At 29.7% G+C, this 22,662-nt stretch carries 28 protein-coding genes; 2 read left to right on the plus strand and 26 right to left on the minus strand.

The features are described 5' to 3' along the window. Positions 1 to 131: 131 nt before the first annotated feature. Both JK634_RS10090 and JK634_RS10095 read left to right on the plus strand, forming a co-directional pair. Positions 132 to 695 carry a sigma-70 family RNA polymerase sigma factor gene (locus tag JK634_RS10090; protein WP_202767520.1) on the plus strand — a complete coding sequence of 188 codons (564 nt, stop codon included), beginning with the start codon at positions 132 to 134 and terminating at the stop codon, positions 693 to 695. Next, positions 695 to 2,128: a DUF4179 domain-containing protein gene (locus tag JK634_RS10095; protein ID WP_202767521.1), complete on the plus strand. Its 1,434-nt coding sequence runs from the start codon at positions 695 to 697 to the stop codon at positions 2,126 to 2,128. The genes JK634_RS10090 and JK634_RS10095 overlap by 1 nt, the downstream gene beginning before the upstream one ends. A 41-nt stretch (positions 2,129 to 2,169) precedes the next feature. Here JK634_RS10095 and JK634_RS10100 read toward each other — a convergent pair whose 3' ends face one another. From JK634_RS10100 to JK634_RS10225, 26 genes are all read right to left on the minus strand, one after another. Beyond that, on the minus strand, positions 2,170 to 2,685 hold the full coding sequence (locus JK634_RS10100) for a YcxB family protein (RefSeq protein ID WP_202767522.1): 516 nt from the start codon (positions 2,683 to 2,685) through the stop codon (positions 2,170 to 2,172). Between the two features lie 80 nt (positions 2,686 to 2,765). Beyond that, the gene (locus tag JK634_RS10105) at positions 2,766 to 3,821 is read right to left on the minus strand and encodes an alpha/beta hydrolase family protein (RefSeq protein ID WP_202767523.1); all 1,056 of its coding nucleotides are present in this window, start codon (positions 3,819 to 3,821) and stop codon (positions 2,766 to 2,768) included. A gap of 15 nt (positions 3,822 to 3,836) precedes the next feature. Then, complete coding sequence (locus JK634_RS10110; protein WP_202767524.1) at positions 3,837 to 5,099, minus strand: siderophore synthetase; 1,263 nt, start codon at positions 5,097 to 5,099, stop codon at positions 3,837 to 3,839. A gap of 31 nt (positions 5,100 to 5,130) precedes the next feature. Continuing rightward, a complete protein-coding gene (locus JK634_RS10115; RefSeq protein WP_338031226.1) occupies positions 5,131 to 5,646 on the minus strand; it encodes a GNAT family N-acetyltransferase in 516 nt (171 codons plus the stop codon). An 87-nt stretch (positions 5,647 to 5,733) separates the two neighbouring features. Then, entirely contained in the window at positions 5,734 to 6,033 is a 300-nt protein-coding gene (locus JK634_RS10120) for a hypothetical protein (RefSeq protein ID WP_202767525.1), read from the minus strand. Between the two features lie 145 nt (positions 6,034 to 6,178). After that, on the minus strand, positions 6,179 to 6,757 hold the full coding sequence (locus JK634_RS10125; RefSeq protein ID WP_202767526.1) for a DJ-1/PfpI family protein: 579 nt from the start codon (positions 6,755 to 6,757) through the stop codon (positions 6,179 to 6,181). 25 nt (positions 6,758 to 6,782) lie between these two features. Then, a complete protein-coding gene (locus tag JK634_RS10130) occupies positions 6,783 to 6,962 on the minus strand; it encodes a hypothetical protein (protein ID WP_202767527.1) in 180 nt (59 codons plus the stop codon). A 20-nt stretch (positions 6,963 to 6,982) separates the two neighbouring features. After that, a complete protein-coding gene (locus JK634_RS10135; protein WP_202767528.1) occupies positions 6,983 to 7,531 on the minus strand; it encodes a GNAT family N-acetyltransferase in 549 nt (182 codons plus the stop codon). Between the two features lie 4 nt (positions 7,532 to 7,535). Continuing rightward, entirely contained in the window at positions 7,536 to 7,991 is a 456-nt protein-coding gene (locus tag JK634_RS10140; RefSeq protein WP_202767529.1) for a GNAT family N-acetyltransferase, read from the minus strand. Positions 7,992 to 7,999: 8 nt separating this feature from the next. Next, a complete protein-coding gene (locus tag JK634_RS10145) occupies positions 8,000 to 8,326 on the minus strand; it encodes a hypothetical protein (protein ID WP_202767530.1) in 327 nt (108 codons plus the stop codon). A gap of 14 nt (positions 8,327 to 8,340) precedes the next feature. Beyond that, positions 8,341 to 8,871 carry a GNAT family N-acetyltransferase gene (locus JK634_RS10150; protein WP_202767531.1) on the minus strand — a complete coding sequence of 177 codons (531 nt, stop codon included), beginning with the start codon at positions 8,869 to 8,871 and terminating at the stop codon, positions 8,341 to 8,343. Positions 8,872 to 8,915: 44 nt separating this feature from the next. Next, positions 8,916 to 9,353 carry a GNAT family N-acetyltransferase gene (locus JK634_RS10155; RefSeq protein WP_202767532.1) on the minus strand — a complete coding sequence of 146 codons (438 nt, stop codon included), beginning with the start codon at positions 9,351 to 9,353 and terminating at the stop codon, positions 8,916 to 8,918. Between the two features lie 77 nt (positions 9,354 to 9,430). Then, positions 9,431 to 10,186, minus strand: a complete 756-nt coding sequence (locus JK634_RS10160) for an SDR family NAD(P)-dependent oxidoreductase (protein WP_202767533.1) — start codon at positions 10,184 to 10,186, stop codon at positions 9,431 to 9,433. A 275-nt stretch (positions 10,187 to 10,461) separates the two neighbouring features. Beyond that, positions 10,462 to 11,529: a serine hydrolase domain-containing protein gene (locus tag JK634_RS10165; protein ID WP_202767534.1), complete on the minus strand. Its 1,068-nt coding sequence runs from the start codon at positions 11,527 to 11,529 to the stop codon at positions 10,462 to 10,464. 18 nt (positions 11,530 to 11,547) lie between these two features. Beyond that, positions 11,548 to 12,459, minus strand: a complete 912-nt coding sequence (locus JK634_RS10170; RefSeq protein WP_202767535.1) for a hypothetical protein — start codon at positions 12,457 to 12,459, stop codon at positions 11,548 to 11,550. 75 nt (positions 12,460 to 12,534) lie between these two features. After that, a complete protein-coding gene (locus JK634_RS10175; RefSeq protein ID WP_202767536.1) occupies positions 12,535 to 13,149 on the minus strand; it encodes a class I SAM-dependent methyltransferase in 615 nt (204 codons plus the stop codon). 1 nt (position 13,150) lies between these two features. Next, positions 13,151 to 13,732 carry a GNAT family N-acetyltransferase gene (locus tag JK634_RS10180; protein ID WP_202767537.1) on the minus strand — a complete coding sequence of 194 codons (582 nt, stop codon included), beginning with the start codon at positions 13,730 to 13,732 and terminating at the stop codon, positions 13,151 to 13,153. Positions 13,733 to 13,828: 96 nt separating this feature from the next. Continuing rightward, on the minus strand, positions 13,829 to 15,166 hold the full coding sequence (locus tag JK634_RS10185) for a DUF4179 domain-containing protein (RefSeq protein WP_202767538.1): 1,338 nt from the start codon (positions 15,164 to 15,166) through the stop codon (positions 13,829 to 13,831). 1 nt (position 15,167) lies between these two features. Beyond that, positions 15,168 to 15,710: a sigma-70 family RNA polymerase sigma factor gene (locus JK634_RS10190; protein WP_202767539.1), complete on the minus strand. Its 543-nt coding sequence runs from the start codon at positions 15,708 to 15,710 to the stop codon at positions 15,168 to 15,170. Positions 15,711 to 15,846: 136 nt separating this feature from the next. Continuing rightward, entirely contained in the window at positions 15,847 to 16,674 is an 828-nt protein-coding gene (locus tag JK634_RS10195) for a VanW family protein (protein ID WP_202767540.1), read from the minus strand. A gap of 55 nt (positions 16,675 to 16,729) precedes the next feature. Next, a complete protein-coding gene (locus JK634_RS10200) occupies positions 16,730 to 17,359 on the minus strand; it encodes a hypothetical protein (RefSeq protein ID WP_202767541.1) in 630 nt (209 codons plus the stop codon). 200 nt (positions 17,360 to 17,559) lie between these two features. Continuing rightward, the gene (locus JK634_RS10205; protein ID WP_202767542.1) at positions 17,560 to 18,273 is read right to left on the minus strand and encodes an ABC transporter ATP-binding protein; all 714 of its coding nucleotides are present in this window, start codon (positions 18,271 to 18,273) and stop codon (positions 17,560 to 17,562) included. Further along, the gene (locus JK634_RS10210; RefSeq protein WP_202767543.1) at positions 18,266 to 19,036 is read right to left on the minus strand and encodes an ABC transporter ATP-binding protein; all 771 of its coding nucleotides are present in this window, start codon (positions 19,034 to 19,036) and stop codon (positions 18,266 to 18,268) included. The genes JK634_RS10205 and JK634_RS10210 overlap by 8 nt, the downstream gene beginning before the upstream one ends. After that, entirely contained in the window at positions 19,036 to 20,094 is a 1,059-nt protein-coding gene (locus tag JK634_RS10215; protein ID WP_202767544.1) for a branched-chain amino acid ABC transporter permease, read from the minus strand. Before JK634_RS10215 ends, JK634_RS10210 begins: the two co-directional genes overlap by 1 nt. Before the next feature lie 2 nt (positions 20,095 to 20,096). After that, positions 20,097 to 20,990 carry a branched-chain amino acid ABC transporter permease gene (locus JK634_RS10220; protein WP_202767545.1) on the minus strand — a complete coding sequence of 298 codons (894 nt, stop codon included), beginning with the start codon at positions 20,988 to 20,990 and terminating at the stop codon, positions 20,097 to 20,099. An 18-nt stretch (positions 20,991 to 21,008) separates the two neighbouring features. Further along, complete coding sequence (locus tag JK634_RS10225; protein ID WP_202767546.1) at positions 21,009 to 22,169, minus strand: ABC transporter substrate-binding protein; 1,161 nt, start codon at positions 22,167 to 22,169, stop codon at positions 21,009 to 21,011. Positions 22,170 to 22,662 lie beyond the last annotated feature (493 nt).

The raw sequence follows: 22,662 nt of genomic DNA on the forward strand, positions 1-22,662 counted from the left end.
CTTTTTTAGTCTATTATACCATTTAAACTTCTATTATATTATAATTTTTATAAAATGTGATTTTTTTAGGTCAGAAAATTATTCCTTTTAACGTATTTGTTTATGAGAAGCTTCTTAAAGGAGGAAAAAATGTGACTATAAACGAAACAAACTTTATTAAACAAATTAAATTAAAAAATACCAAGGCATTAGATTTTATGGTAGATAACTATAGTAATCTAGTTTTTAAGGTTGCACATAGTGTACTTAATTCAAGTTTTTATTCTAACTATGTAGAAGAATGTGTAAATGATATATTCTTCTCTATCTGGAATAACATTGAAAGCTTTGATGAAGCTAAAGGCGACTTTAAATATTGGATTACAGCAATCTCAAAATATAAAGCTATTGATTATAAGAGAAAATTATATAAATTAAATACTTCTGAATCTTTAGATGAATATATTTTACCTGATGAAGTGAATGTAGAAAATTTACTTATCTCTAAAGAGAATAGAGCGGAAATTATAGAGAGTTTAAACATTCTAAATCCTCAGGACAAGGAAATATTTATTCGCAGATATTTTCTCTACGAAGAGGTTTGTGATATAGCAAAAGCATTTGGTGTAGATAGAAATATAATTGATAAAAAACTTTCAAGAGGTCGTAAACAGTTAAAAACAAAACTCATTCCGTTGAAAGGAGAAGTTATATAATGAATAATATTGATTCTAAAATACAAGAAAAAGATATTTTTAAGTTATTTAATGAAGTAAAAATAGATGAAAAGGAATTTGAGGACTTTGAAATAGATGTTCAAACTCTTCAAAAAGAGAAAATAAAGAAAAATCTTAAAAAGAAAATAAAAGAAAATAAATTCCATAATTCTCTTAAATATGTATCTGCAGCTGCAGCTATTGCCGTAATCTCACTAATATGTATTGAAACAGCAACTCCTGCCTTTGCAGAAAAAATTCCTGCTATAAATTATATTGTTCAGTCCATTAATGATAGATTTGACAATCACGGAGAATATATTAAATATACTCAAATGATCAATAAAACTGTTTCAAATAATGGAATAGATTTTACTATAAATGAAGTACTAGCTGATAATTCTAAATTCGCCATAACCTACACAATAAAAAGTGATAAAAAAATAAAAGATTTAGAAACCTTTGGCCTTAGTAAATTTCTAAAGGTTAACGGTACCCAAAATGGTTCCACTGGTAGCATAATGGGTTATTACGTTGATGATTACACTTATGTGGCAAATGAAGATATTCATACGTCTTTACCACAAGATTCTAAGATGTTTGATGTAGACTTAAATATAGATGATATTATGGGAAACAAAGGAACTTGGAACTTTGCATTTGGAGTATCAAAGGAGGAGATAACAAAAAGCAGCCTAGTATTTAATCCTACAAACAAAATTTCTTTTCCAGATGGAACTAATGTTAATGTGGATAAAGTCGTATTCTCACCAATAGATACATCAATTTTTGTAAACGGAACTTTTAAAAATTATGAAAGGCATAATACCTTTAACGAATGGAACTATGGTAGCTGGATAGTATACGATGATAAAGGAAATGAACTTAGCTGGACTGGTGGTGGTTCTCAATCAAACTTAAATTCTAAAACTTTCACTGGAGAATTTAACTTTAAGAGTATGAAAGAAATTCCTAAATACTTAACCGTTGTTCCTTGTAATATCCTATCTACTGGAGGTGGAGAAACTCACATGGTTAATGGAAAAGAAGTAACTACCCCAATTGATGGTTATAAGACAAAAGAAATATCTAAATTTATAGATGGCAATTTCCCAATAGAACTTGTTCAAGGAAACGTGGGTAAGATCGTTATTAGTGAGGTGAAAACAGAGAATAACATTACAACTATAAGATTTACTGCTACTGGTAAGGCCCCATTTACTCAAGCAAATGAAGTACATGTAAAAGATGAAGCTGGTAATATTGTATCCCCTAAACTCCCTGCACTTCATAGGGATGAAAATAATCCTAATGTATTTACTATTGAATATAAAGCATTTGATAAGAATAAGAACTATACTATCTATACATCTGATCTTAGTAATTACGAATTTAGAGATGACTTAAAATTCAATATCGAGCTTAATAAATAATAAACTTAAAGCCATCCTTTTATTTTAGGATGGCTTTTAAACTATTCAATGTTGTTTTTTCCTTTAATATTACTTGAAATTATTTTTTTAAATGCTTCCGTCTCAGCTTCATCACCAAAGAAATTCTTAGGTATTAATATTGTTTTTACCTTAGGAATATTTAAAATATATAACTCCTTATGATTTGTTGCCTCAGTAATGTCCTTCCAATAATAGATATCCCCGCCTCTCTCAGATTGAACATGGACACCTTTTTTATTTATTGTATATACAAAATCATTATTAAGTGCAGTATCTTTCTTAAAAGTCTTTTTAATTCTTTGCCTTGTCACAATATATAAAGCTAAATACACTACTAAGGTTCCAAACACCCCTGCTATCAATACGAAAGGAATTCCGTATCTTTTATAAAAGATTATTCCATAGACACCTAAAAATAATAGGTATACAACTATAAGCATTTGCTTTGATAATCTTCCCATGTAATATGAAGTGAGTTTTTTATAGTCCTCCAGCGTTAGTTTACCTTTAACTTTAACTTCTTTTTTTGAATCCAAGCTATCTACTCCCCTTATCATCCTTTGTTATTTTCTTAACATAATTCTATCATAAAAACCTTTTCATTTATATACTTTTATTATTTTATAGCATCATCATAAAACTTTACAATTTCCTTCATAAGATCCATATCTATTTTTACATTAGTGCTTAAATAATTTTTATAGAATTCATCCTTTTCACTTTCCGGTATATTTTCTTCACCCTTTTCATTAACTAAAGACTTCCATGCTGCTACTTCTTCTTTTACTTCATTTGTAACATCAGATGAAAGTTCAACTGAGTGACCTCTATCTTTATAACTTATAAATTCAAAATTTTTATTATCACCAAATGTATTTTTATATTTTGTAAAATTATTATAACTTACTACTTTATCATCTTCACTTTGTACTATCATTACCTTGGCATTTGACTTAATCTTATCCAGTCCACCTATCCCAGTATAATTTGCTACCTTTCCAAAACCAATATAATTATATAGTTTTACATAAGGTGAGATAATTGAAGCTATCGGTCCTATCATCCCTTTTGCTTGATTAACTGATAAATCTGTAACATTAGAAAAGCCTGAAAGTGACACTACTGCCGAAATATTATTATCTAAATTTCCAACTGTTGTAACTGCATAACCTCCCCAGGATTGTCCATAAAGTAATAGTTTTAGGTTCTTTAAATTACTCTCTTCCTTCACATATCTTATTGCATAGTCTAAATCTATTACAGCTTGTGGTAATCCTATAACATTTTTCCCTTCACTTTCATCACATCCAGTACCGTCATAAGCAAAAACCCAATAGCCATTATTAATGAAATAGTATATCTGTGGTAAATATGAATTGTGACCTCCCCCACCAAAGCCATGAGATAAAATAATTAATGCCTTAGGTTTTGTTTCTTCTTGTTTTGAATATACATACCCTTTTAGATGTTGTCCTTCATTGCTAGTAAATGAACTCTCAGTTCTTATCATCCCTTTAAAGTCTTGGTAATTGTATTTTATCTTGGTATCATATCTAGTTCCAAATGTTTGTCTAGATAAAATAGTCACCGTAATAAAAATTCCAACATTGAATAAAACAAAAACTACTAGGGCAAAAATAGCTATTTTTTTAGGTGTTACCTTTTTAAACATTTTAACCTCCAAATATTATTGTTTAGGTAATTCATCATCTAATAACTCAAGGAATTTTTTTATTCTTTCCCTATCCTTAACATTTCCATATAAATTAACGCTCAATGTAAGGCTCTCCTTATAACTACTTATGGCAAGTTGAAAATATGGTGGATATTTTATAGAACCACACATATAGGCATCCTTTATTTGTGCTCCCCTAAGACATAGCTTGTCTTCCTCTAAAATTCCTATATTGGTCATGGCTATTAATGGGTGTTTAAACCCAAAACTTATTAGCCTTTTAAAGTTTTTATAACTAAATATTTTGTATATCATTGAAATTTTTATAAATCCATTTAATCCAAGTCCACTATCCTTTTTCTTATTTATACTATCACTAAGTCTTTTCATAGTTTCTAGAAAGCTCTCCTGCGAATCAAACTTTAACCTAGTAATTACTGTTGATGCTAAGTTGCATAAAGCATCAATATTCCTCTCTTCTAAATATCTTCTCATATCAATCATTATAGGAATATTAAGTTCATTTCCGTTTTGTATATCTAAAATTCTAAACATAACTCTATAGTAAGCTGCTAACACTATATCATTCACGGTTACTTTATGCTTTTTGCTATAAAATTTAATTAACTGAAATTTTTCTTTAGAAATATTATGAGTTATAATAAAGGGATGTTTTTTTTCGTCAGAACTTAAGGGAAATGTGTGTTTAAATTGTTTATTACTTTCGTTGTTTTGTGTAATAAAAGTTTTTAAGTTTTCTGTTAACATAAACTTACCTGTAACTCTTCCTATGCTTCTATCACCATTAATAACGAACCTTGGTTTATATGATTGTTCTCTTGTCAAGTTAGAATATATCTCACATAACAAATACATGTATTGCTTAAAACCTGCAGCATCACATATCATATGATTCATGCTTATTGCTAAAGTATCATCTTCAGAATAAAATAAGCATGCTTTAACTTGTGGGGCTTTAAACTCATTAATTTTTGAAGTTATAAAATCATTAAGCTCTTCCTCATTATCTACAACTTTAAATACTTCTTCATAATTTAATCTATCTTCCTTTATCCAATAAGCCTCTTTTTTGCCTTCAACATATTTGCTTCCTAGAATAGGTACTACATCTATAGTCATATCAATAGCTTTTTTTAGTATTGTTTTATCGATTTTTCCGTTAAATCTTAGAATACAATGCAGTACATGATCATTAAATTTATTCTTTTCAAATAGGAATTGTAATTCATCAAATAATTCTGCTTTAAACCTCATTTCTAAGCTCCTATTATTATTAATTATCAAGTCACAAGTTTATCCAATATCTTTGAGTTATTTCTCCATCCTCCTTAACTTCATTTTCTAAGACTCCTCCATTTTTTATAATTGTCTTAGCAGACCCAAGATTATTTTTATCACATGTTATTAACGCCTTATTAATTCCAAGTTTTTTGGCTATTGGTAGTGCAAGCTCTAACATAACAGAAGCATATCCTTTTCTTCTCTCTGTTGGACGAATTCCATAACCAATATGTCCACCATAATTTAATAAATAATCATTTAAACGATGTCTTATATTTATAGCACCTAGAATTCTTTTATTCTCATTAACTAAAAAATATGTATGTGCTGGCACAAAATCTTTTAGACATGTCTCTTCTTTTTCATACATATAGGTTTTTTCTAGCCATTCTTTATAATCCATATCAAGAAGTCTTGCTGAATAAGGAACGATATCTTGTCCATCCTTCTTCCATTCGTTTATGAAATCAAAATATTCCTCTTGCATATCAATATTGGGTCTCATTAGTTCTAGTTTCACACGTCATCACTCCTTAGGAAATTATTATAATTACAAATATTTTACATTAGTTTTCCTATATCTTCAAATAAATTCTTCATCACCATCTTAATTTTTTAAATCAGACCCAAATCCACTATCAAAAAGCACCCCATTTAATGCAATAAATGCTCCTAAAACTAATCCTGATCCAACATTCCCTAATTTAAAAAACCAAGCAATATTTATTGCTATTAGTATAAATATAATGCTTGCCATATTTCTATACAATTTTTTTCTCTTAAGACTTTTTGCATGTTTTTGAATGGGTATAAAAATTCCGATAACATTATTATTAAATACATTAATAAGTACTGAAAAAACTATAGTAGAAAATGCTGCAACTATAAATAAGATTAAATAATCCATGATTCTACCTCATATAAATATTATTTTACACTTAGTTTTTTCCAATATTTCAATTATTTATACCCATAAAGCAAGGTGATTTTTATCAATTATAGAAGATAAAAATCACCTTAAATATGTATTTTGATTTTTTATATTTATATTATTATTTGCCTTTAATGCTTTTTAAAAAATTATTTTTTTCTTCTTCCCCTTGAAATAAGTCAAACCAATCACATATCTCTACTGCAAAATCTACAAATGCTGTTCCCTGGGCAGTAATAATATTCTTGTCTCTAACAACTCTCTCTGAAACAAAATTATTTCTTGGGAAAGGATCTTTTTCTCCAAATACCTCCGCATGTTTCTCTGTCCATTCTACTACTGGTGTTGTGTATTTTGCATTCTGTAAAATTCCGGATTTTGCAAGATATACGGTTCCTGCTCCACATATTGCACTAATAAGCCTGTGCTTTGAATTTAATTTCTCGATTAAATCCATTAATTCTGGTTTAGTTTCACCATACCATCCACCAGGAATAATTAATCCATCAACATCTTCATTTAGCACATCTTTGACTAATTTGTGAGGCTTGTATACAAATCCTGATTTAGCTTTTATAATCTCGTCTGTATATGATATTGTAATTATCTCCTTACCAGCATCTGAATTTAAAAGATGAGTTATAAATGTTATTTCATAATCAGTCATTCCATCAAAAATGAAAACTAATATCTTACTCATTTATATTTCTCCTTTCGCAATTAGGCTATTTATTATCCTGCTCATCTAGTCTTTTCGTGATTATATCAAGTTTTCTGTCAATATCTTGATTCCTTTTTATAAAAGATCTAAAGCTTTTTATTCCATTATAAATAATTACTATAATCGCTATTAATACTACGATATTAATTATGGTCATTACTATTGTTGATAGATTGATATCCATTTTCTCCTCCTTAAAAAAAATTAAAGATATAAATCCATAAGGTACTCATCATCAAATTCCCCATTGATATTAAAATAGTTTTTATGTATTCCAACTCGTTCAAACCCAAACTTCTCATAAAGCTTCATAGCTGTTTTATTGCTTGCTTTAACTCCAAGACTTATAGTTTTAATATTTTCATGTACCTTGGCAAACTTTATTAGTTCGGTCATAACTGCACTCCCTATACCCATTCCCCAATATTCTTTCTTTACAGAAATGGACATTTCACTATTATGAGCTATCCTTTTTCTATTAGATGCACTTAAATGAGAAACACTTATAATTATATTATCTATAATTCCTAAAACCATTATGGTATTTGCATCATTGCTTACATTTTTGAGATATTCTCTTTCCTGTTCTAAAGTAAGCCTAAATTCACCTTTACCAAATAAAAGGTTGTCACTTTCTCCACCAACCACATTTAAATACTTAATCATTCCTTCTGCATCTTCTACAGTAGGTTCCCTAAGTACAAGCTCTTCTCCATTTTTTAATCTTATTTTATTTAAAATGTCTTTGCTCATATATCTATCTCCTTTTTAATATATAATTTGAAATATTAAAACCAAAGTTTTCATAAAAAGGTAGTGCCTCTTCGTTCGCATAAACTACATTTATTGAAATATCTTTAACACCATTATTATTAAACCATTTAAGTGCTCTCTCCATTAGCTTTTTTCCTTGTCCAAATTTACGGTAATCCTTGTGAATAAAAATTGACTCAATTTCTCCTCTTCCATCTTCAATTGAACTTATGCAGTACCCTACATAGCTATCGCTATCTGAATCTAATACTACATCAAACTTAATTATTCCTTTATTAGCTTTCGCATGTATAGTTTCTATTCTTTTTTCAAAAGTAAAATTCATATACTTCTCTTTGAAGCTAATTGATTTCTCAAAATGTACAGAATTAAGGCCTTCCCATAATGGTTTTATTAAATTAATTTCATTAATACCTTTTTCTATTATTGAAATATTCATAATTCCTCCTACTCATTTAAGGATTCTATTGGAACAAACTTAAGTTTTCTTATTGGACCATCCTTAAACTGCTGATAAAAAGGGAAAATACTTATATCATACCCGACTAAAGCTCCCATAACTTCTTTTCCATCGACTTTTTCAGACTCAGCTATATTCCATTTTATCACCTTATATCCTAATCCATAATATTGAGTGGAACCACCATCCTTTATTGTCCCTCTTTTAATAACGAATATAGGTCTTTTATTGAAATGTACTAAGGTAAAATCAGTAACATAGATACATACTAAAACTAAAATTGAGGCTATTATCTTTTTATACTTTTTTAACATATATATATCAACCTTTACTTAATAGTTTTTCTCCAATCATCCCTAATGATTCCATATAGACAATAATCTCTATAATCTCCATTTTCAAATTTATATTTCCTTAGTGTACCTTCAAGAGTAAATCCACTCTTTTCACCAAGTTTTTTCATTCCATCATTATCACTTCTTGTGATAAATTGAAGTCTCATTATATTTTTAGTATTAAATATATAGTCTATAAAAAGATTTAATGCTTCTGTTCCTATGCCTTTTCCTTTTTTATCATTATTAGCTACTAATATTCCAAAATCATAGGCTTCAGTTGTTGCCATAGAATTAAGATAATTAATTATACCAATGGCACGGCCATCCTTATCTTCAATTATGAAGAATGATATCCTGTTAGATGCTACAGCCCTTTCCATATCTGCTAGTGCTGAATCTTTTACTCTCATTTCTGCATCCATATATTCACCTAAATATTCTTGATTTGTATTCCAAGTATATACTAAATCAAAATCCTCTTTACATATTGGTCTTAAGTTGATATTTTTTCCTTTAATCATGCCCGCCTCCCCTTTACATATTATTCCACTTCATAATTGCCTAATTATAGATATTTCTTAAATCCTCTAGCTGCATCCCCGTCGAAACCAACAGACTCATAGAACTTATGTGCACCTTTTCTATGCTTTCTTGATAAAAGCATCATAAAAGAACAATCTCTCTTCACTGCATTTTTCTCAATTTCCTCCATAAGTAATCTAGCTACCCCCATTCGTCTGCATCCACTTGATACTACAACATTTTCTATCACCATAAATGGATCACATTCTCCTATTAATTCACTACAAGCTATACCCATTATCGACCCAATAACTTTACCATTATATTTAGCACATAAAACTATATAATCTGGATTTTCTTTCATCCTATTAAAAGTTTTCTTCATCTTATTAAAATCTGTATTTGTATCTTCAAATCCCTCATCATAAATCAATTTTAATTCTTCCAAATCTTCTTCAACTAATGATGTTACTGTTATCATAATTTTCCCCTTTACCCTTTTAATTTACTTATTTGCATTATTGCAATCAAAATATAAAACTTGAACTAACTCACTACCTACTTTTTCATATTTGCCCTAGCAGTCATCTTTGACATCATTCTTCCAATATATATGGGAAACAAGTATGCCATTTTGGTTTGCAATGCTTGAGAAAAACTATGGCAAATAATAAATTTATTCTTATCTATATTTTTAGCTAGTCCATTTCCTACTTTACAGGCATCAGCTTTAAACTCTTTTGGTACCGGTAGTGGCTCTGAAGATGTTGTTCTAGTTAATGGTGGATGTAATATATGAAAGCTAATTCCACTTGACTCATATTCAATATTCATACATTTAGCAAGAGATTCTATTGCCCCTTTACTTGATGCATATGAGCTTATATTTGTAAAACCTGTAACTCCAACCCCTGAACTTGTAAAAAATACTTTTCCAAAATTTTGTTTCTTCATATATGGCAAAACTTCTTTAGTTAAATTAATTGCACCATAGTAATTAACCTGAAATACTTCGTTATATTCTTCATACGCTAACTCTTCTAAACCCTTAAATATACACTTACAAGCATTATGAATTGCATAATCAATAGTTTTAAATTTTTGTACTACTTCACTTATACAATTTTTCAATTTGGCTACATCTCTAATATCACATTGAAATCCCACAAGTGAATCTGGATACTTCTTTTTTAACTCTGATATTTTATTCAATTCTAAGTCAAGAACTGCTACATTTTTACCATCAGATAAAAATCTCTCTACCATGTAATATCCAATGCCATCATTACCACCAGTTATTATCACTGTCTTCACAATTAATTTGCACCTCTTTATTATTAATAATTACTTATTGCTATTATCGAGCAACTAACCTTCCATATTATATTTATTATAACAATTTAGGTAATATATGTATATTAAATAATACATGAATAACAAGCTTTTGCCTAATACAGATATTAAAAGTTCAAATCCCCATGATCCAATTGTAGTGAATGCTTTACCTGAACCATAGCTTTTATTAGGAAGAGTTATAGACCTTTTAATACCCTATTTAAATAAAAAAGGCTTATTACAAGCCTTTTTATTTATTGTAACAACATATTATGAATATCCCACCCTAAAACACCTGCACACATGCCTTGATTAGCTAGAATAATTATATCAGTTTCAAGTTCAGGGTAATAATAAAGCCTAGCACTAACTCCGTACTCTTCTCCAGTATGTCCACACCTAACTATATTATTTTCTTTATTGAGTACAAATGAATTACCATACCCATACATCCATGTGTATCCTCTTGCACCATTTGCTTCTTCATCTATAACTTTAGGAATAAACATCTCCTTGCTAAGTCTTTCTCCCAAAAGGTTATTATTCCTTAACGCTTTGATAAATTTAATCAAATCATGCGCTGTTGATGTAGCCCCGCCATCTGCTGCTGCATCAGGGGTAGTTGTATAAATATTTTTGTTCCATTCAATTATTTCACCATCAGAATTTCTTATAGCTTCATACCCTTCTGCAACTCTTTCATAAACCTTATCTAAAGATAAAAAATCTGAATCCTTCATACCTATCTTATTAAAAACATTTTTTCTGACATAATCAAAATAAGATAACCCAGATGCTTTTTCTATGATTAATCCTAATAAAATATAGCCTGCTCCATTATAATGATATTTTTTTCCTACTTCATTAATTGGATCTTTATCTATAAATAGCGAAATATAATCTGAGTTTGTACGAATTTTATATATAGGAATCCTAGACCATATTCTCTCCCATTCCTCATCCCCTAGGCTCTCGTCATAGTAATCTCCAATGCCTGAAGTATGAGTGAGCAAACTTTCAACATCAACTTCCTTTGGAATCTTAGTATTAGAAAGTTCTAAGTACTCAGTAACCTTAGTATCAAAATCTATTTTTCCCTCTTCTATTAGTTGTAATATAGCTACAGCTGTAAACATCTTTGATATAGAAGCTATTCTAAATCTTGTTTCTATTGTATTTGGAACCCTCCATGACTTATCTGCATGTCCATAGCACCCTGAAAAAATCTCTTTGTCCCTTTGCATTATAAGAACAACTCCTGAAAACTCTTGTTTTGCAGTCTTTTCTCTTATAACATTGTCTAGTTCTTTTAATCCTCTCATACATCATCCCTCATTTTCTTATTTACTATCCTTTAGTTTTTTCTTCTTTAAGCATTCCTCTGGATTTATAATTATTGGTTCCCATATCCCATTTTCTGCTTTCTCATATTCTCCAATTTTGAAATCTGTATCATTTGTTAGTTTAATAAACTCAATCATATACATATTTCCATCTGTTCCTTTAAAGGGAACTTTTTTTATGTATCCCTTTTCTTCAGATGGCATTCTCTTTTGAACTAAATTACACCAGTACCCATATTCTATATCAACTACACTTTCTCCAAAAAAAGACCATCCATGATAAGGTGCACATAGATAGTTTTCTCCATAAAAAATCATATCATCTATTAGATACTTTTCATCTGTCTTAGTTACATATAAGTATCCATAATAGTATGCAAAGTAAGTTGCATCTTTTTCTGACCCTTCTATAGTTTCAAATTCCACAAAATATTTTATTGCTTCAGGATGTTCTTTATCTGATTCTACCCTCTTTAATTTCAAAAGGTTTATATGAAGTATATTTTTAAATGATTGTAGATATTTCGTATACCTTTCCCTATTCTGATAACTTTCAGTTAAAAACTTATATGCAATTGGATATGGTGCTCTAGTATCTCCAATTGACCCACAACCTGCTTTTTTACCTTCTTCATAATTTGAGGCTTCTCTTAATATACTAAAATAATTAATTATAGTATCTTCTGGAGTTTTAAATAGATACTCAGGTAATTCATTTTTTTCAGCTACATCCTGATAAAATTCATAGTGAAATTCCTTTGTATTAATTATAGGTAATTTAGATGGTCTAAAATACTTTTCTACATCTTTGTCTAATCTAGAATTAGTAGCATTTTCTTTAATTTTTATCCTTACTAATTTCCCACCTATTATACTTCTCTTTTCGTTTGCCATATTTAAATTCATCAACCTTCATATTCTATTACTATATTTAGAATATATTTCACAGGTTTTATAAATAGACTTATCCCATGGGTGTATTATTTAATATTTACGTGCCTTAAGCAAAAATAATGAATAGTCAATTTCTTTATCATCTATTACTTTTTCATCTCTATAGAATGTCTTTATTTCAACATCTCTAAAACCAATTTTTAATAGTATGCTTTTCAATTCTTCTTGATCAAAACCATTATGACCTTTAAAATCAGGTTCATTTCTATGAAAGCTTCCATCTTCCTTATCCAAATCTATAATACACAGAGTTCCTAATGTATTTAATAGCTCATAAAAATTCTTTATTATTTTAGAAGTGTCTTTAATATGGTGCAATACCATAGAGCTAAATATTACATCAAATTTCTTTGATGTGAATTCCTCATTGAGTATATCTATTTTACATGGAGTCATATTATTTATTTCATACTTAGTAATTTTATCTTTTAAGATATCAATCATCCCTTGAGAGGAATCCACAAGAGTAATACTTTTAAACTTTTCATAAATATTGAAGCTTATAAGACCTGTACCGCATCCGAATTCCATAGCAGTAGGATTATCTTTGATATCTATTGATTTTATTATTTCATTCGATATTACTTTAGCTCTTTTAATTCTAATATCTGTGTCCCAGTTCTTTGCGTATTCATCAAAACTCATACTACCCTCTCCTATTTTTTAAATAATCTTCCTTTAGTAGCCCATAGTACTCTAAATCTACAATACCTTTACCTGGCCAGAAATTTCCTTGTCTTATAGTCCCTTCTTTTAAAAATCCATTTTTCATTAATACATTTTTAGAGGGATTGTTATCTAACATAACTTCTGCATTTATTCTATTTACATTAATATGTTCAAATAAATACGAAACAATAATAGATACAGCTTCTGTTGCTATTCCTTTTCCCCAGCTTTTTTCTTCTAGAAAATATCCAAGGGTAAGCATATCTACTCTTTGATTAATATTAAAAACATCAATAATTCCTACTAATTTAAAACCATTATTTTCACTATATATTCCCCATTTAACCTTATCCTTCTTATTGAAATCTCTCCCAAAATGACCAACCATATTTTTCACTGTGTTTTTATTTTTCTTTGGAATAATGCCACAATATATAAAAATCTCTTCATTACTATATATTGAAAATAACTCTTCAACATCCTTATCTTCAACAGATTTTAATATTATATTTTCACCTTGAAGCTTTGGAATCTCAGAAAAAAGTAATTCTATATTCATGTAAATAACCTCGTACACTAATAATTTATTTTCAATTTTACCATAAATAACATAATAAGGATAGTTCAGTGATACTATCTGAACTACCCTCATATGTTATTTTATGTTTATCGCATCTCCAGTCTTCATTGTAAGCCCAGACCTTGTTTTTCTTATATAGTACTTCTTATCTCCTTGCATCTCTCTTTCAATATAGTATCCATCTTTTCTATTTGGGTCTTTTCCAATAGTACTTAGGGCAAAATCATTTTCATCTTCTCCGTAAATATATATATAACCCAATTCAGCTAATGTTTTTTCCCCATTATCATAATACACTCTTATTTTATTATCTGTTTTATCTATTCTATATACTTCTCCTTGGGACTCCTTAGAAAACTCTAATTTTTGTGGTAACGTCATTGCTTCAGTTATTTCTATATCTTTGTTATTTATATCCTGTGGATTTTCGTCTATATTCTCAATATATAGTGGGATAACTTTTATGCTTTTTGCACTTTTTACTTTATCATAGGTCAACTCCTTAATAAATGCGTGTCCTCCATCATCACTAGACCCCCAATTTATAAATCTATATCCAATACCATCAACTTCAATTAAGAATTTTCCACACTTCTCTAAATCAGCAGTAGTAAATCTAATCTCTGTTCCTAAAATTGTACTTTGCATCTCTTTTAAATATATCTTTTCATCTCCAAATTCAAGCATCTTATCCAATCTCGTATTCATAACCTTATCAAAAGAATTACTAAAATCAACCTTAAAATTAAAGTCTGCACTTACCTTCTCAATGCCATCTAATCCAAAAGAATGAAGATGCAATTTGAGATCTCCTCTTTTCTTAAAGGTTCCTCCTTGAATCTCTTCTTCATTAACTAAAAGTGCATTATGTTCATCGATATATTCTACATGTTGTCCTCCTGAACCAGACTTTGGTTGATTTTCAGGGAAATCCATTATAATTGTGAGATTATTAAGTAATGAAGTTTTCTTATCCTTTTCAAAAGGTTTTTTAGAATTTACCCTAATTGCAACAACAGCTTTAGTTGGGGTAACTACTACTTTGTCAATAGTAAACGAATATCCATTATTCTCTTGGGTTTGTCCAACCATCTCTGAAAAGTCTTTATATTCTTTATAGTATCCTAGTTTTTCATAAACCTTATCTAAAAGCTTAATATTTTCTGCAAATGCTGGTTTAGATAAAAGTATAATGGATATTGAAATAAAAACAAAAGCTAAAGCTGCTATAGATAGTCTTTTTATCCAATGTTTCTTGGACCCTTTATTTATTGAATCCTCATTTATTCTTTTTCTTAATACTTTTTTAGTTTTCTTTATCTCAAACTCACTTAACTCAACTGGTATAGTTTCAAAATCCTCTTCCTTTATATCTAAACCTTTGGATATCCTCATGATTTCTAAGTCGTCCATACTAAACTACCTCCTCACTAAAAAGAAACTCCAATTTCTTTTTACCTCTAAGAATCCTATTTGATACTGCTGAAACTGACATACCTAATTTTTTAGAAATATCTACAATTGATTCCTCTACAAAGAATCTTCTTAAAAATATTTCCCGTGTTATATCCTCCATTGTATCTATTTCCTTCAAAATTCTATCCCTAGTTTCTTTGTGTTCTAATTGTTTCTCTAAGGATATCTCATCTACTACCATAAATTCTTCTAAGGTTGATGTGGCTCTTCTATCTTTTTTTCTTACCTCATCTATAGCAATTCTTTTTGTGATTACTACAATCCAGCTAACAAAATTCTTATAATCCCCCCTAAATGATTGAATATTATTCCATATTCTTAGTAATGAATCATTCATACATTCTAAGCTTGTCTCTCTATCATTTAACACTGAATAGGAAACTTTAAATAAAAGATTACCATATCTCTCAACTAGATAATCCAATGCCTTTTCATTCTTCCTAGCTAGCTCTTGGATTAAATTATTATCATCAATTTCCAAAAAGTTCACCTCCAATAGTTACTCAATTATATAAACGTATTAAATTTAAAAACTCTCTCTCTATTTTCAAAAAAATTAACCTAACTAAAATTATTAGTTAGGTTAATTTTACTATAATACATAACACGATTTAAAATTATTTTACATTCTGTATACCATTTAAATATGGATTATAAGTCATGTAAGCATGATTTTCAGTGACATATTCATCCTTAATAAATCCTATATTATCATATACTTTTCTATAAATAGTATTGTTCCTTATATAGCCACCCCAAAGCCCAGGTGTTATTGAATGATCTTTTTCATAAACTTCATATTGTAACATAGACGATTCTGAACTTCTCCATTCTCCAACAAGTTCATCTTTAGTTAAATAAACTGCAAGCTGAAAATCGCTATTAGTTCCGTTATATATCTGTAAATCTAGTGAACTATATGAACAAGTTGCCCCTGAACCAAAAGGCTGAGTTCTATTTGAATCTGGGAATATATCATGGCTATGCCTATGCCTTTCAGTAACTGTTAATTGAGTATGCAATGTCATCCAATATATTAAATTTGAAAGCTGACAAAGCCCCCCTCCTACTCCTGATTTAAATGTTCCATCTGGATATAGTACTAGACCATCTAGATAGCCTTTTTGATAAGTGAGTCTTCCTATAAGCTTCCAATATGAAAAAGTTTCGCCAGGTTTTATTACTAATCCATTTACCTTTTTAGTTGCTATTCTAAGATTTTGAATCTTATTAATTTGCAACTGCATATCCACCCCTTTTAATTTTCTAAGAAGAGGTGTTCTATGCTGAAAAATAATGTTTTGATAAAGCTCTTCATTTAAATATTCAGAGAATTTCTTGTTACTGAAATGCCATTCAATGACTCTCTTTACATCATAATATTTCTTTCCAAAATATAACCTTAGTTTTGAACGATTAATTGGCTTCCTCTCAATATATCCCATACAAACTCCTAATTTACAAATTTATTATAAACATTATATTAGTTATATTTTTGCATTATGCTCTATTAAGTTCGATTAGTACTCCACCGCCATTTAAAATAAGTGTATTGTCATCTTTTATAAAAAAAGTACATCCTTTTCCCGAGGCATCTTGGGCTTGAACTTCAGTAATTGTTCCATTCTCTATTCCTAAATCCTTAAGCTTTAGATTTATTCTGTAATCATTCCAAAGGTCATCTTCATTTAAAATTCGTTTTGTGTATTTAGGATTAGCTGCAACATCTTTCATTGAATCTAATGAATCTCTAAAACAAGATGCACTTTCCTTTGAAAAACTAAATTTCATACCTATTATTTTATCTACATCCTCATTCGAAAAAGCACTTACTTTTGCAAAACCTAATTTCTTTTTAGCTACCCAATTGCCATAAAATTTTTCTTCTTGTTTATTACTTGTTGATTGACTTGATGTATTCTTAACTGAATTTAGAGCCTTATTATTATTACTTGAATCTATTGTATTAGATTTAGCCTCTTCAGCGCTTGAATTTTCTTTATTGTTAGTCTGTGAAACGCTTTGATTATTTTCTTTGCTAACTTGTGCACCCTCATCTTTTTTATTTCCACAAGCTACAGAAAATGCACTAACTACTACTAATAGAATTGTTATTATCTTTTTCTTCATTTACAATCCCCTTATACATTAATTTAATTATAAATTGCAATTACTATACTTTCTCTTTTTACAGTATAATACATTTTTTTCAATTTATCCATTAAGGTTTTGTTACATATTCCTTAAGAAAAAGAAACCCCTATGAACTGCCTTCAATCGAATAGATGTGGCAATTCACTAGGGAGTTTCTCTAATATTTTCGCTAATATTTATTTTACACTTTCGCCAAGGTAAGCTTTTTTAACTTCATCATTATTCAATAAATCAGCTCCTGAGCCTTTTAATGTAATTTTACCAGTTTCCATAATATAGCCAATATCTGCAATTTTTAATGCAGCATTAGCATTTTGTTCTATTAAAAGAACTGTGGTACCTTCTTCATTAATTTTTTTAATTATTCCAAATAATTCTTTTACTATTATCGGTGCAAGACCTAGAGAAGGCTCATCCATCATTATTAATTTAGGTCTAGACATTAAAGCTCTTCCTATTGCAAGCATTTGTTGTTCTCCACCTGAAAGGGTTCCTGCTAACTGCCAGCTTCTTTCTTTTAATCTAGGAAATAGAGAATATACATTTTCAAGATCTTCTGATATTTCTTTACGATCTTTTCTTGAATATGCACCTATCTTTAAGTTTTCAAGAACTGTAAGGTCAGCAAAAACTCTTCTTCCTTCTGGAACTAAAGCTATTCCTTTCTCAACCATCTTTTCAGTACTTAATTTAGTTAAATCTGTTCCTTCATAACTAATGCTTCCACTTTTAGGTTTTACCAGTCCTACTATTGATTTTAATGTAGTACTTTTACCAGCCCCATTAGCTCCAACTAAAGTGACTATTTTGCCGCTTGGTACTTCTAAACTTATATCTTTTAATGCCTCAATTCCTCCATACGACACCACTAAGTTATCTATTTTAATCATCTTCAGACACCCCCAAATATGCATCTATAACCTTTTTATCATTTTGTATTTCAGAAGGTGTTCCTTCAGCTATAGTAATTCCATACTCAAAAACTTGAATCTTATCTGATAAACTCATAACCATTTGCATATGATGTTCAATCATAAAAATTGATAGCTTAAACTTTTCTTTTATTTCCTTAACAAAGTCTGTAAGTTCATCTGTTTCTGTAGGATTCATACCTGCTGCAGGCTCGTCCAGTAGAAGAAGTTTCGGATTTGTTGCAAGGGCTCTTGCTATTTCAAGCTTTCTTTGTTTTCCATAAGGAAGTGATGTAGCTTTTTCATACTTTAAACTTTCGAGTCCTACTTCTTTTAGTAAATCTAGAGACTTCTCAACCATTTCCTTTTCTTCTTTTTTATATTTAGGAAGATTAAATATAGCTTCCATAAAGTTTGATTTAATGTGAACATGATTTGCTATTAAAACATTATCTAGTACTGATAAATCTTTAAATAGTCTAATATTTTGGAAGGTTCTTGCTATTCCTTTTTGTGTTATAAGGTCTTGTCTAAGTCCTGTAATATCATTTCCTTCTAATATGATTTTCCCTTTTGTGGGAGTATAAACATTTGTTATCATGTTAAAAGCTGTTGTCTTACCCGCTCCGTTTGGACCTATTAAAGAAACAATCTCTCCATCATTAATTTCTAAATTAAAATCATTTACTGCAGTAAGTCCTCCAAACTGCATTGTTGCATTTTCAACCTTTAATAACGCCATTATTTACTTCCTCCTTCTGTTAGAGGTTTATCACTTGAGTTTTTAAATATTCCTTTCCAAGAGAACTCTTTTGTTCCCATTATTCCATTTCTGAAGAAAAGAACTATAACCATAAGTATTGCTGAGAAAACTACCATTCTTAATCCTGGAACTCCATTAAAGCTTATAATACCAAAATTAAAATGTTTCTCCATATCTAAGAATCTTAAAACTTCTCCTAGAATAGTTACTACAAAAGCTGAAATTACTGTACCAGTTACGCTTCCCATTCCACCTATAACAATTATTAGTAATATATTAAATGTAAGAACAAACTTAAACATATTTGGATCTATGGTTCCCATTAAGTTTCCTAGAAGACCTCCTCCAACGCCTGCAAAAAATGCTCCAATGGTAAATGCGATGGTTTTATGCTTAAATAAACTTATCCCCATACTTTCAGCTGCTATTTCATCTTCTCTTATAGATTTTAATGCTCTTCCATAAGAACTATTCATAAGTGAAACTATGATTATAATAGTGAATATTGCAATACCGAAACTCCAATACAAATTAGTTTTATGTGGAATACCTCTTAGTCCAAGTGCACCATTAGTAACATTTTGAGCATTAGTTACAACTATTCTTATAATCTCTGCAAATCCTAATGTAGCAATTGCTAAATAGTCACCCTTAAGTCTTAATGCTGGAGCTCCAATTAAAAATGCTATTAATGCAGAAACTAATCCTGCTATTATTAATGCTGGCAAAAATGGAATTTGTATATGGTTAAGTGGAGAAATCAAGGATTCTAAAAAGAAGTTTTGATTCTTTACTCTTTCGGACATTGTTAGAAGCGCTGTTGTATAGGCTCCTATAGCTATAAATCCAGCATGTCCAAGCGAAAACATACCTGTAAATCCATTTATTAAATTTAAACTTAAGCCAAGTATTGTATATATTGCACAAAGATTTAAAATTCTAATTTTATATGTGTCCAAGCCTCTGTTGGCGGCTAAGAGTAATAGAAATATGATTAAAATTAGTCCTATATTTAAAAGTTTTCTTTTATCTTTCATACTTACACCTTCTCTGCTAAATTTTTGCCCATTATACCAGTAGGTTTAAATAGTAATATTACTATTAGAAATATAAATGCAAAGGCATCTCTATATCCAGTTAAGCCTGGAAGGAAAGCAACTATCATAATTTCACCAATTCCTAATATGAAGCCCCCAATAACTGCTCCTTTGATGTCACCTATTCCCCCTATAACTGCAGCTATAAAGCATTTAAGTCCTGGGATTATTCCCATAGTTGCAATTATCTGTGGGTACTTAACAGACCACATCATTGCCCCAACTGCAGCTAATGCTGAACCAATAGCGAAGGTAAAGGATATTATTCTATTTACGTTTATACCCATAAGTCTTGCTGTATCCACATCCTTAGAAACAGCTCTCATAGCCATACCAACATTTGTATGATTAACTAAGTATAAAAGAACAAATAATAATACTAATGTTACAACAGGAATTATGAATGTAAGATTTTGAATAGATACTCCCCCTATAGTAACAACATTTGTAAATATATCAGGTGTTGGGAAAGCTTTTGGCATTCCCCCAAATAAAACTATCGCTAGATTTTCAAGTAAGAAGGAAACTCCGATTGCAGAAATTAAAACTGAAATCTTAGGCGCACTTCTAAGCGGTCTATACGCTGTAAATTCAATAGACATTCCAAGTACTGCAGTTATAACTATTGCTATAATAAATGCAAAATACCAAGGAAGATTAAATGTAGCTACTCCAAAAAATGCAAAGTAAGTTGCCATCATGAAAATATCTCCATGAGCAAAATTAATAAGTTTTAATATTCCGTAAACCATTGTGTAACCTATAGCAATAAGTGCATATAAGCTACCAAGGGAAATTCCATTTGTTAAATGTTGCATAAATATACTAAAAGTCATGATTCCACCACCTATTTTTTAATTATCTGCTTTTATAGTATCGAGATAAGTAAACTTGCCATTTTTAACTTGTTTTAATACTGCATCTTTTACTGCATTATTATTTTCATCTATTGTTATCATACCTGCTGCTCCTGGGAAGTTCTTTGTCTTAGCTATTTCATCCCTTATTTTTACTGGGTCAGTAGAATTAGCTCTCTTAATTGCATCTAATATTAAAATATAAGCATCATATGATAGTGCAGTTACTGCTGCTGGTTCTTTCTTATATTCTTTTCTATACTCTTCTAAGAATTTCTTTGATTCATCTGTTATAGGAGTTTCACTTGCAAAGAAAGTTGAAAATACTGTTCCCTCCACTGCATCTTTTCCTATATCAATAAATTCTGGTGTTTCCCAAGTATCTCCACCAATAATAGGAGTTTTTATTCCAAGTTGTCTTGCTTGTTTAATTATTAATGCACCTTCAGTAAAGTTACCCGGCGCGAATATAACATCTGGATTCTTACTTTTTATATTAGTTAGTTGTGCTGAAAAGTCTTGATCTCCAGTATTATAATTTGCTTTTGCTACTATAGCATTCTTATCTCCAGTAAACTTAATAAAAGAATCAGTGAAAAACTTGCATATTCCTACAGAGTAGTCACTTGAAACTTCTTGAAGTATTGCAACTTTTTTTGCCTTTAGCTTTTCAGCTGCATACTTAGCCATTACAGTTCCTTGAAAAGGATCTATAAAACATACTCTAAAATAGTAATCATTTCCTGCAGTTACTAGTGGGTTTGTTGCAGAAGCTGCTACTGCTGGCACTTTTGCATCCATAACCACATCACCTGCAGCCATAGAATTACCACTTCCCCAGCTTCCTACTATAGCATTAACATTTTCTTGTTCCACTAGGTTTGCTGCTGCACTTGCTGCTTCAACCTTATCTGATTTATTATCTACAAAAACCAATTCAACTTTTTTCCCAAGTACCGTTGGATATAACTTATTTGCAAGTTTTACCCCTTCAACTTCAAGTTGTCCACCTGCTGCGTTTGCTCCTGTCATTGGTTCAAATACTCCAATTTTAACTACATCACTATCTACTCTTGTTTTTGTTTTAGCTTTACATCCTGCTAAAGTAAAAGTAGTTGAGATAGCTAGTACCAAAAGTAATGATATCTTTCTTTTCATAAAAATTGCCCCCCCATTTAGACATATTACTTCAAATTTGTCCTTGATTTAAATTGACATTTTTGAAGTAAAGTAGAATTAAAATTGATAATATATCAATAATTTATCCCTATTATTATTAACCAGTTTATATTAGCATGATATATTTGAAATTGCAACAGAGTCACTCAAGGCAACTTTACTCAATTACAGAACATTTGTATTCCAATGAAGGACACTTCTTTTACAACTTTTATTTCTTTATTACTCTTAAATGAATTAAACATTGCAAACATGAATAAACATTAATTTTTTACCATGTTTATCCCAAATTTATCCAGAAGGAGACCTACTCCCTTCCCCTATACACAGTTAAACCATTGAGTACATATGTATTCTCATCATGGACATCCTGTATTATTTTACTATTTTTCTTCCAATAAATTTTTTTAATTTTTTTATGAAAATATGAAAAAACAACCTAATTTAAATAAAATTAGGTTGTCTTGTACAC

Origin of the sequence: Clostridium paridis, from assembly GCF_016765615.1 — a bacterium.
GTDB classification, from domain to species: Bacteria; Bacillota; Clostridia; order Clostridiales; family Clostridiaceae; genus Clostridium_T; species Clostridium_T paridis.

Bases quoted from the DNA above. Each gene is read 5' to 3' on its own strand.
- JK634_RS10095 (WP_202767521.1), top strand. From the start codon at position 695: ATGAATAATATTGATTCTAAAATACAAGAAAAAGATATTTTTAAGTTA.
- JK634_RS10105 (WP_202767523.1), bottom strand. From the start codon at position 3,821: ATGTTTAAAAAGGTAACACCTAAAAAAATAGCTATTTTTGCCCTAGTA.
- JK634_RS10110 (WP_202767524.1), bottom strand. From the start codon at position 5,099: ATGAGGTTTAAAGCAGAATTATTTGATGAATTACAATTCCTATTTGAA.
- JK634_RS10120 (WP_202767525.1), bottom strand. From the start codon at position 6,033: ATGGATTATTTAATCTTATTTATAGTTGCAGCATTTTCTACTATAGTT.
- JK634_RS10125 (WP_202767526.1), bottom strand. From the start codon at position 6,757: ATGAGTAAGATATTAGTTTTCATTTTTGATGGAATGACTGATTATGAA.
- JK634_RS10130 (WP_202767527.1), bottom strand. From the start codon at position 6,962: ATGGATATCAATCTATCAACAATAGTAATGACCATAATTAATATCGTA.
- JK634_RS10135 (WP_202767528.1), bottom strand. From the start codon at position 7,531: ATGAGCAAAGACATTTTAAATAAAATAAGATTAAAAAATGGAGAAGAG.
- JK634_RS10140 (WP_202767529.1), bottom strand. From the start codon at position 7,991: ATGAATATTTCAATAATAGAAAAAGGTATTAATGAAATTAATTTAATA.
- JK634_RS10145 (WP_202767530.1), bottom strand. From the start codon at position 8,326: ATGTTAAAAAAGTATAAAAAGATAATAGCCTCAATTTTAGTTTTAGTA.
- JK634_RS10150 (WP_202767531.1), bottom strand. From the start codon at position 8,871: ATGATTAAAGGAAAAAATATCAACTTAAGACCAATATGTAAAGAGGAT.
- JK634_RS10155 (WP_202767532.1), bottom strand. From the start codon at position 9,353: ATGATAACAGTAACATCATTAGTTGAAGAAGATTTGGAAGAATTAAAA.
- JK634_RS10165 (WP_202767534.1), bottom strand. From the start codon at position 11,529: ATGAGAGGATTAAAAGAACTAGACAATGTTATAAGAGAAAAGACTGCA.
- JK634_RS10175 (WP_202767536.1), bottom strand. From the start codon at position 13,149: ATGAGTTTTGATGAATACGCAAAGAACTGGGACACAGATATTAGAATT.
- JK634_RS10180 (WP_202767537.1), bottom strand. From the start codon at position 13,732: ATGAATATAGAATTACTTTTTTCTGAGATTCCAAAGCTTCAAGGTGAA.
- JK634_RS10185 (WP_202767538.1), bottom strand. From the start codon at position 15,166: ATGGACGACTTAGAAATCATGAGGATATCCAAAGGTTTAGATATAAAG.
- JK634_RS10195 (WP_202767540.1), bottom strand. From the start codon at position 16,674: ATGGGATATATTGAGAGGAAGCCAATTAATCGTTCAAAACTAAGGTTA.
- JK634_RS10200 (WP_202767541.1), bottom strand. From the start codon at position 17,359: ATGAAGAAAAAGATAATAACAATTCTATTAGTAGTAGTTAGTGCATTT.
- JK634_RS10205 (WP_202767542.1), bottom strand. From the start codon at position 18,273: ATGATTAAAATAGATAACTTAGTGGTGTCGTATGGAGGAATTGAGGCA.
- JK634_RS10210 (WP_202767543.1), bottom strand. From the start codon at position 19,036: ATGGCGTTATTAAAGGTTGAAAATGCAACAATGCAGTTTGGAGGACTT.
- JK634_RS10215 (WP_202767544.1), bottom strand. From the start codon at position 20,094: ATGAAAGATAAAAGAAAACTTTTAAATATAGGACTAATTTTAATCATA.
- JK634_RS10220 (WP_202767545.1), bottom strand. From the start codon at position 20,990: ATGACTTTTAGTATATTTATGCAACATTTAACAAATGGAATTTCCCTT.
- JK634_RS10225 (WP_202767546.1), bottom strand. From the start codon at position 22,169: ATGAAAAGAAAGATATCATTACTTTTGGTACTAGCTATCTCAACTACT.